The sequence below is a fragment of the Luteibacter sahnii genome (genome assembly GCF_034063545.1).
GTDB lineage: Bacteria > Pseudomonadota > Gammaproteobacteria > Xanthomonadales > Rhodanobacteraceae > Luteibacter > Luteibacter sahnii.
In genome coordinates this window covers 1,157,512-1,166,098 of record NZ_JAQLOK010000001.1, presented here as the reverse complement: position 1 = coordinate 1,166,098, position 8,587 = coordinate 1,157,512, and the positions used below count along the sequence as shown (strand labels likewise).

At 60.6% G+C, this 8,587-nt stretch carries 10 protein-coding genes; 4 read left to right on the top strand and 6 right to left on the bottom strand.

What is annotated here, in order from left to right:
• Window positions 1–79 precede the first annotated feature (79 nt).
• Genes PI246_RS05215 through PI246_RS05205 form a run of 3 tightly spaced genes read left to right on the top strand, consistent with a single transcriptional unit; the run spans window position 80 to window position 1,080 of the window.
• Window positions 80–301: a hypothetical protein gene (locus PI246_RS05215; protein ID WP_320550218.1), complete on the top strand. Its 222-nt coding sequence runs from the start codon at window positions 80–82 to the stop codon at window positions 299–301.
• Window positions 302–313: 12 nt separating this feature from the next.
• The gene (locus tag PI246_RS05210) at window positions 314–538 is read left to right on the top strand and encodes a hypothetical protein (RefSeq protein WP_320550217.1); all 225 of its coding nucleotides are present in this window, start codon (window positions 314–316) and stop codon (window positions 536–538) included.
• Window positions 539–597: 59 nt separating this feature from the next.
• Window positions 598–1,080, top strand: a complete 483-nt coding sequence (locus tag PI246_RS05205) for an SEL1-like repeat protein (protein WP_320550216.1) — start codon at window positions 598–600, stop codon at window positions 1,078–1,080.
• A 244-nt stretch (window positions 1,081–1,324) separates the two neighbouring features.
• Here the strand turns inward: PI246_RS05205 and PI246_RS05200 are convergent, their stop codons facing one another.
• From PI246_RS05200 to PI246_RS05190, 3 genes are all read right to left on the bottom strand, one after another.
• The gene (locus tag PI246_RS05200) at window positions 1,325–1,594 is read right to left on the bottom strand and encodes a GNAT family N-acetyltransferase (RefSeq protein WP_320550256.1); all 270 of its coding nucleotides are present in this window, start codon (window positions 1,592–1,594) and stop codon (window positions 1,325–1,327) included.
• 283 nt (window positions 1,595–1,877) lie between these two features.
• On the bottom strand, window positions 1,878–3,071 hold the full coding sequence (locus tag PI246_RS05195; protein WP_320550215.1) for an alpha/beta fold hydrolase: 1,194 nt from the start codon (window positions 3,069–3,071) through the stop codon (window positions 1,878–1,880).
• Window positions 3,072–3,432: 361 nt separating this feature from the next.
• Entirely contained in the window at window positions 3,433–4,191 is a 759-nt protein-coding gene (locus tag PI246_RS05190; protein ID WP_320550214.1) for an alpha/beta fold hydrolase, read from the bottom strand.
• Window positions 4,192–4,831: 640 nt separating this feature from the next.
• Here PI246_RS05190 and PI246_RS05185 point away from each other — a divergent pair.
• Window positions 4,832–5,353 carry an NADPH-dependent FMN reductase gene (locus PI246_RS05185; RefSeq protein ID WP_320550213.1) on the top strand — a complete coding sequence of 174 codons (522 nt, stop codon included), beginning with the start codon at window positions 4,832–4,834 and terminating at the stop codon, window positions 5,351–5,353.
• Between the two features lie 404 nt (window positions 5,354–5,757).
• Here the strand turns inward: PI246_RS05185 and PI246_RS05180 are convergent, their stop codons facing one another.
• Genes PI246_RS05180 through PI246_RS05170 form a run of 3 tightly spaced genes read right to left on the bottom strand, consistent with a single transcriptional unit; the run spans window position 5,758 to window position 8,536 of the window.
• Window positions 5,758–6,405 carry a PqiC family protein gene (locus tag PI246_RS05180; RefSeq protein WP_320550212.1) on the bottom strand — a complete coding sequence of 216 codons (648 nt, stop codon included), beginning with the start codon at window positions 6,403–6,405 and terminating at the stop codon, window positions 5,758–5,760.
• Window positions 6,402–8,045, bottom strand: coding sequence for a PqiB family protein (locus PI246_RS05175; protein WP_320550211.1), 1,644 nt, complete (start codon window positions 8,043–8,045; stop codon window positions 6,402–6,404). Before PI246_RS05175 ends, PI246_RS05180 begins: the two co-directional genes overlap by 4 nt.
• Window positions 8,042–8,536, bottom strand: a complete 495-nt coding sequence (locus PI246_RS05170; protein ID WP_320550255.1) for a paraquat-inducible protein A — start codon at window positions 8,534–8,536, stop codon at window positions 8,042–8,044. The genes PI246_RS05175 and PI246_RS05170 overlap by 4 nt, the downstream gene beginning before the upstream one ends.
• Window positions 8,537–8,587: the final 51 nt, after the last annotated feature.

Genomic DNA, 8,587 nt, shown 5'->3' with positions numbered 1-8,587 from the left:
AAACCACCTCGTAGGTTGGGGTTAGTTTCGCCGAATTTCCCTACTTTGGGATGGCTCGAAAAGTTGGGGGGTGGTCAAAATGAAAAAATGGTGGACTTTTGCTGTGGTGGTGATGTTGTTCACGGCTCATGCCGTGGCTTCACAAGCGAACGAAGAAGAGCCGATCAATCTCAACCAAAGTCTTTTTCTCACGCCTCAACAGCGTGTGACGCTTGCTGTAGAGGCGATGCGCGGCTCCTCTGAGGCGGCCACAAAGATCTCCATGTTCTATGGCTTTGTCGCGCTCAACCCAATCGAATAACACCGATGGGCGGTGATTGCCGCAGAGAACGGAGACCCGGTCGCTCAATTCAATGCGTATCAGGATTTCATGAACTACGGAACAGAACTTGATAAAGAACGCGCGTTGTTCTGGCTAAGAAAATCCGCCTCTGCCGGCGATAAGGTAGCTCAAGACGAACTTATGAATCTTGAGAAGGAAAACAAACGCTCGGACAAGAAGGACGGCAAACAAACCAGCGCCCCAATCAAACAGTGATACGCTGCCCGCCGACAAGCAAGCTGACAACGATTGACTACACCAATACCGGCTCGCCTATGGATTCCGCTTTGAGGCTCATGATGAAGTGCAGCAACGCGCTTGCGATGTGTACGCTGGGGCTGGCCTGCCACGCAGCCGTTGCGCATGGTGCGCCCGACCAACCTGTCAATCTCAACCAGAATTTGGTGCTGACCCCGCAACAGCGCCAGACGCTCGCCGTGGAAGCGATGCGGGGGTCTGCTGAAGCAGCATCGAGGATCTCAGTCTTCTACGGTTTCGTGCTTCTCAATCCGATGGAGGAGCGACGGTGGGCGTTGATTGCGGCTGAAAACGGGGACCCGGTCGCACAGTTCAACGTCTACGAGGACTTCATGAACAACGACACGGCACTTGACCGTGAGCGCGCCTTGTTCTGGCTCAGGAAGTCGGCGGCTGCGGGCTACAAGGACGCGCAGGAGAAACTCAAGCGCGCCGAGCACGAAAACGAACATGGGAGAAAGAACGCACCGTCCACGTCTCCCGGATCGCAAACCAAGTAATCCCGGGTTCCCGATGACCCCGATGCAGGTTTAGGGACTGATTCCCGATATGGCAATCGCCACGCGCACAGCCCCTGCCCCATCGTTGATCTGCACGTGGCGGACGCCAGATTTCTGGAACAGGTACTCACGATAATGGGGGCTAGTGCAGACGTCCGTGGGGTTGGGCAACGATTGGCAGAGGCCGGTGCCAGCAAGTGTTCCGGCAAGGACCGGGCCACTTGCGGCAAGCAGGACGTGCCATCTAGGACCTGACAGATCCTACACGTGACGCGATCCAGCGGGCCATCCCCAGCGAAGCCGGGGCAGTTGGTTCGAAGCCAAACTTTGCGTAGAGGTGACAGGCCTCTCCATCAGCGAAGAGGCCAACGTACGCTTCGGCGGGCGAGACCTTCCCGAGTTCATCCATGAGTCGCCCGACCAAGGCCTTTCCAATGCCTTTTTTCTGATGCGCCGGGTCGACGGCGATGTCGACGAGGAGGTAGAAGAGACCATCGCCAACGACCCGTCCCATGCCGACGACGGTCTCGCCGTGCCGGACGATGACGCCGACAACCGTCCGGGGAAGACCCGCGTGCGCTGCCTCGGCACTCCTCGGAGTCAGACCTGAAGCCCGCCTCAAACGCAAGTAGTCATCGACAGAAGGAACACCAGGCACCAAGGAATACGTCGCGTCCACTCCACCCTCTCCAAAATCCGGTGAATGTCTACCTTATCATCCAGGGCGCCTGTCAGCCTTCTGGTCCAGCCAGGCTGTGGGATTTGGTTACGCTCTGCACGCCAAGATCATGACCAATTCAGAGTCCACCCGCCGAAACGGGCTGGGAGCGGATCCAAGGTAACTGCTCTCCAAACTTGGTGATGGCATCCACTACTTCGGCTGGATTGGACAGGAACACAAAGTGGTGGCCGTGGGGTATCCGCACGATCTTTGCCGAGGTTTGTTGCCGCAGAAGCGTAGCGATCTCCTGCTCCTGCGTTCGAGTGTGCATCGCATCCGCTGCTTGACGCTTCGCCTCATCAGTGCCGACAGGAAGGTCTGATGTGCGTGGTACGGGGACAATATCCAGTATGGGCACATTGGGCGCGTGGAAGCGCTCTTGTCCTTCAAGGATGGCGTTGTAAACGAACGCCGGTGCTTTCTGATCTCCGACCACGCCCCTTGCGCCTGTCGCAATCGTCTGGCGTATCTCGTCTTCAGGTATGACTCCCCCGAGTTGTGCAGAAACGAAACAACGGAACGCTGGGAAACTGGCCAATTCTTTGGGTGTCGGTCCGGAAGGTGGAGCTCCCGTCGTGCTGGCATCATCCGCAGCCACCCCAGCAAGCTCACTCCCAAGGCTCCGTTGCAAGACATTGACGTCATTCAACAGCTTGGTCATCTGCGCTTTGTCAGTCGGGTCATCGTGCATGCGAGAAATCTGCGCGGACAGATGACTTAAGTCAGGATGATAGGCTCCGCGAGCCGGATCGTAGATCGCGTATTCGTGCGCGGCATCGAGGTAGATCAGTCCGGCAATTTTGCCTTGATAGTGTGTCCCTATTGCGCTCAATTCCTCACCAGCGATCGAATGGCCAGCGATGATAGGGCGATCAATACCGAGTGCTTTGACCACGGCCATGACATCATCGGCCAGCTGATCGGCGCCGTAGCCGTTCTTGGGCACGGACGATGCTCCGAAGCCACGTCGGGTGATGCCATAAACGTGAAAATGTCGCGCCAGTTCCGGGGCAATCGAATCGAACACGTGCGCCGTATTGCCAAGCCCCGCCAAGAGTACGAGGGGTCGCCCGGTTCCGCCCCAATCGAGCACTTCCAGCCGCACTCCATCGGCCACCGCAACAAATTGCTGGTGGTAGCTGCTGCTTTCCGCTTTGAAAGTCGAGCCTGCGGCCGAGCAAGCTGTGGCCCCTGAGGCCGTATGTATGAACGCCATGCCCAAGATGGCTGCTACCCACGCTCTGTTTACTGCCGACATTTCGAACTCCATGACTACACGTGTAGCCAACCTAACTCGTGGCTACACGTGTAGTCAATATACCCGAAGATATGCCCCCCTTACCGCTTCAGCCTGTCCAACTAAGGGAGCACCTTCGTCACCCGCCTATTGTCAGTTGGCACGCCTTTCTGGGCGCCACTTCCAACTTTGCTGCTGATCGATCTGACCGCCTCCCAAATCGTGAGCCGCCTTACGGTTGAAAAATCGGTAAGTTTGGGTCGGCCCACACCGAAGTGTTTTACAACCGGCAGCGCTTACACTCGACCAACGGCTATCGATCGCTTGTCCTGATCGAAGCTGCTATCCCATAGCCTGAGTGTCCATGAGGCCGGGGCGAGCCCACGAAGTGCGTTCACGGGTGAAGGGCGTCTCGTTCGATCGCAAGGTTCGCCAACACCGCGCTCGCGAAGAGCGTGGGTTGTTCGAGCATCATGAGATGGCCTGTTCCAGGAATAACAGTGTGGGTGGTAGCCTTCTGCGCCAGCCAGTCTGGGACGCTCCAGCCAGCCCGGGAATGCGCGCCGGCGAGCAGGTGGATCGGCACCCCGGATTCAGCCAGCACGCGCAGCTCATCCAGAAACGCGCCCTCTCCCGTCGCCGCGACGACAGCCCTCGCCTGAGCCCGAATCGTTGACGCAGGCTGATTATCAAGCCAGCCGGACGCCGTCGCGAGATTAAGGGGCGTAGGCAGTAAGCCGGAGCGCGCGATCCATCCCGCGACATCGGCCCGAAATCCGGCGATCTCCACTTCCACTTCGGCGAGCGGCCGATCCGCGATTTTTCGCGACCAGAAGGCATCGCCAAGCGTCATATTGCCTTCGACGCTTGTCAGCGAGCGAGTAAGTTCAGGATGGCGACGTGCAAACAGAACGCTGACCGCGCCACCCACAGAGTGACCGACCACGTTCACCGGCTCGTTTACCCTTGCGCTAAGCCAGCAGGCAACGTGATCGGCCTGGTCTTGAAGCGTCCACGCCTCGGGTGCCCCGTCACGAAAAGCCCCGTATCCGATCAGGTCGGGCGCGAGGACGCGAACATCGCCAAAGGCGGAAACGATAGCGGGAGATCTTAGCGAACCGAACAGCCCGTGGATAAGCAGAATGGGAGCCATGAAGGACTTTGCAAGTGGAAGGTTCAGTGGATGCAGCAAGCCGTATGGTCGCTGCTATCGCCCAGCCATCGACTGATGCCCGACGGGCACCTATGTAGTCGGGAATTGGAAGATAAACCATTTGCGCACCAATGCTTGCGGAATATGCTTCGCGCACAGCCTACATGGCCCATGTTGCGCGATCGAGGACGTTCCAGCACCTTTGCCGTCGGACCGCTGTACGAGCTGCCCCTCCCAAGACGGGTCATCGGGACCAACGTGGCCACTGACATGTGGATCGACCTTCGATCTCGGGGTTTTCTCGAATGCGCGTAAATGTCCCCCTCAGTGCACTCGTAGTGCGGCGACTCTCAATGCTCACAAGACCGTAACGCGGCAAGCGGCGGCGCTTTGGCCTCCCGAGGTCGACCGCTCCGACGAACGCGCCATACCCCGTCGTCTGCGTAGCCCGGCAAATGCGCGACCCGGTCACACCCAGGTCAACCGTAACGGTGACCTTCTCCGTTCCGTAAGGATTTCAAAATCCACAACATGATGCCATTCCTGCGTTTCGTTGCGTAGCCAAGCATCTTGCTCCTTCGCCGTAGAAGAACAGGTCGCTTTCGACTAAGCTTTCGCTCTCCCTTGATCCCGCTTTTCTATGCGATGTCTCGCGCTCTGCGGCAGTTTGCGACGTGCCTCGTACAACGCCGCCCTTCTCAGGGCCGTCCGGACCCTCGCGCCACCTCATGTCGAGATCGACCTGTTCGGCGGCATGGGAGACCTGCCGCTGTTCAACCCCGATTTAGACCCCTTCATCTCACCAACGGTCCGTGATCTGTTCGAGTGCGTCGACCGCAGCAGTGCCTTGATCATAGCCAGTCCGGAATACGCCCATGGCATATCGGGTGCGATGAAGAACGCCCTGGACTGGCTGGTCGGTTTTGAGCCGTTCGCGGGCAAGGCTGTTGCAGTCTTAAACGCTTCGCCACGCGCGACCCACGCGGATGCAGCGCTGAAGGAAACCCTCCGCACCATGGCTTCTCGAGTGATCGAGAGCGCTTCCATCACACTCCCCTTGCTCGGCTCGGGCCTGGACGACGCAGGCATAGTCCAGTCAGCCGAGCTATCACAGCAGATCCGCGGTGCCATAGATGCGTTGATGCGTGAGGCAGATGAATGATTCGACGATCCATAGGACAGGTTGGCACCGAGAGATGCCGTTCCGCTCTTCAATCGGTGAAGCCTTGTTTTTCGCATGTATTGTCTGGCTCTCGCACTAGCAGGAGGACAGAAATGGTAAGTGCTTTGCTTAGCCGCGTTGACAAGGGCATCGAAGACGAAATCCCTCGTGATTGACGGACGTTACAACGTCACGCGGTGCGGCTCAGCGGAGGCAGGTCAAGCGCGACCTCGAATCCGCCCGATTCGTCGGACTCCACATCGTTCGACATGGCACGACCGTGGTTTCAGCGAACGGATCGGTTACGGCGTGAGCTGAGCCGACAAGGGTTTGCCGTAGTCACGGCCGACGCGCTAACCGGCTGACCATCCCGCGGCCAATGGGCTGGATCCGGCTCTCGTGGATCACTGAACCGATGAATCATGTGTCCGCCCTCCTCCGTTGCATGGCACGGTGCCGACGTTGCCGTGAAGCTCAACGTCGGCGATGCGATCCGCGATCCGGTCAGCCATCTGCGCGACAACCTGCTGCCCGGCGTGAACCAAGCCCGGATAGGTATCGGTTGCGGTGGTCTCAAATTGCCCGCCGCACATGACCCAATCGCGGCGGCCGTCCCGGACGAACGTGAGTATCCAGTCTGCCCGCAGCAAAACCCGTGACCCCAGCCAGGCCTCGAACCGCCGCAACTGAATACTCACCCTGACGCCGGGCTGGCCGTCGGCGACCGCCAGCCCGTGCACATCAGGCGCCCCCAGCCGGCTGGATATCTGCGCAGACACGGCACTTCGCACTTCCTCGCCGAGCGGGCTCGCCCACTTCTCGCTGTCCAGCACATCCACCCGCGTTGGACTCTGGCGAACGACCATCGCTTGCTGGTCCAGATCGGAAGGCACACCCACCGGGCCGACGTCCAGCCATAGTTGGCTTGCCATGTGCGAGCGCGTCGGGGGAGCGGTTCCGAGCAAGGTGTAGTAGTGCACCGGCGCGGAAGCGCACGCGCCGACCATCAGCCCCAGCGCGCCGACGCAGGTCAGTCGTTCGATCCGGATCATGGCACCGTCCTCGAGGCCGGCGCGGCGACCGGCGGCGCAGACGACGCCGGTCGCCCCCTCAAAAGCGATTCCGGATGGCGGTTGAGCATGTCGAGGAACTCACGGAGGGAGCGTGCGGCCCGCTGGACCTGCTCCAGGGCCTGACTGATGTTCTGCTGCAACGGCGCTTGTGGATCGACCAGACCCTGGGCGGCGCCCAACGTCGAACGGACCTGCTGCAAACTCTGCGTCGCCTCAGGCAGCACCTGACCGTGGAGCTGGCGTAGCACCTCGTCCAGATCCTTCAGGCTCGCATCGACGTGTTGGCCGATGGACTCCAAGGGCAGCTTGTCCAGCTTGCTCACGATGGAAGCGACCTGTTGCTGCATCTGGTCCAGGTCACCGTTGACGGTAGGCAGGACGAGGGGCCGGGCATCGGCGTCAAAGTTCGCAGGCGGCGACCGGGGCAGGAAGTCGAGCGAGATGTACAACTGGCCGGTCAGCAGATTACCCGAACGGGCTTGGGCGCGAAGGCCCTGGGCCACCATGCCGGCCAGAAACCGCGCCGTGCGCCGCTCGGCATCCCCGTCTGACTTCGGCAGCTTCTCCAGGACACGTCCCAATCGATTCGGGTAGACGCTGATGCCGACCGCGGTGACGAATTTCTGCTTGTCTGGCGCGTAGTCCAGTCGGACCGAAGCCACTTCACCGATCGACTGTCCAAAGAATTCCACCGGCGCCCCCACGACCAGCCCGCGCAATGAATGCTCGAACACCAACTGGAAGAACTGCGCGGGTCCATCGGTCGACGCCATGGCCTCCTTTTCATCCTTCGCCAGATCGTAAACCGCCCCCGACGCCGCCCGGACCTCCGCGCCACCGTGCGCCAACGTCGCGAAAGCGATGCCACCGGCCATCACCGTGGCGAGGGACTGCGTGTTGAGCTTGAGGCCATCCGCGCCCAAAGACACGTCTACCCCGCTCGCGTTCCAGAACCTCGTCGCCGCGGTCACAAAGCGATCGTAAGGCGCATTGACGAAGACTTGCAGGTCAACCTCACGGCCATCCTCGGCGAGCCGGTACGACGCGACCTGGCCGACCTGGATGCGTCGAAAGTAGACAGGAGAACCGATGTCGATCGACCCAAGGTCCCTGGCCCGAAGCACGAAACTGCGTCCTTGCGAGCCGTGCGTGACGGTCGGCGGGGTCTCTAACCCGACGAAGCGCTTTCCCGTAGCGCTCCCGGTGCCCTTGTCGACACCGATGTACGCGCCCGACAGCAGCGTGTCGATACCAGAAACCCCGCCGAGGCCGATGCGGGGTCTTACGACCCAGAATCGGGAATCGACCCGGGCAAGGCTCGCCGCGCTCTGATCCAACTGCACGGTCGCCATGACACGTGAGCCGTCGGGGCTCAAGTCGATGGCGGACACCACGCCGACCGTGACGTCCTTGTACTTGACGGGCGTTTTTCCCGCTTCCAGGCCTGACGCGGTCATGAAACTGATCGTGATGGTCGGACCCGACGAAAGCCACGCGTGCAGCAGCATCGACAGGCCGATGACCGCAGCCACGGTGGGCACGACCCAGACCAGCGACGGCCGACGACGCGTGGTGGACACGACCGGGGCGCCCGGCTCACTCGGAAACGGCGGGTTCACCGATCGTCTCCGCACCAGGTAAGACGGGGATCAAACTGCATCGCGGACAACATCGTCAGAATCACCACCGCACCAAAGAAAAGAATTCCCACGCGAGGCTCGACATCGCCCAGAGCCCGGAACTTGACCAGGGCGGCGACGACCGCTACCACCAGAACATCGAGCATCGACCAGTAGCCGACCACTTCGACCAACCGGTAAAGGACAGCGCGCTCCCGACGCTTCCATGGCGTCTTGTATTGCGCGCCGATCAGAAGCAGGCCAAGGCTCATGAACTTCGTGCATGGCACCGCCACGCTGGCGACGAAAATGACCAGGGCAATGCCGTAGGAGCCGCTACGCCAGAATTCAGCGACGCCTTGCAGAATCGTGTTCTCGCTGCCCCGGCCGAGCAGTTGCGTGTACATGACCGGCATGACGTTGGCCGGGACGTAGCAGATCAACGCGGCGAGCAGAAGCGCCCACGAGGCCCCCATCCGGTCGCCCCGCACGCCGTGCAAAGGTGCGCCGCACCTTCCGCACCGACGAGCGCTGGCATCCGT

Bases quoted from the DNA above. Each gene is read 5' to 3' on its own strand.
- PI246_RS05215 (WP_320550218.1), top strand. From the start codon at position 80: ATGAAAAAATGGTGGACTTTTGCTGTGGTGGTGATGTTGTTCACGGCT.
- PI246_RS05205 (WP_320550216.1), top strand. From the start codon at position 598: ATGGATTCCGCTTTGAGGCTCATGATGAAGTGCAGCAACGCGCTTGCG.
- PI246_RS05200 (WP_320550256.1), bottom strand. From the start codon at position 1,594: ATGGGACGGGTCGTTGGCGATGGTCTCTTCTACCTCCTCGTCGACATC.
- PI246_RS05195 (WP_320550215.1), bottom strand. From the start codon at position 3,071: ATGGAGTTCGAAATGTCGGCAGTAAACAGAGCGTGGGTAGCAGCCATC.
- PI246_RS05190 (WP_320550214.1), bottom strand. From the start codon at position 4,191: ATGGCTCCCATTCTGCTTATCCACGGGCTGTTCGGTTCGCTAAGATCT.
- PI246_RS05185 (WP_320550213.1), top strand. From the start codon at position 4,832: ATGCGATGTCTCGCGCTCTGCGGCAGTTTGCGACGTGCCTCGTACAAC.
- PI246_RS05180 (WP_320550212.1), bottom strand. From the start codon at position 6,405: ATGATCCGGATCGAACGACTGACCTGCGTCGGCGCGCTGGGGCTGATG.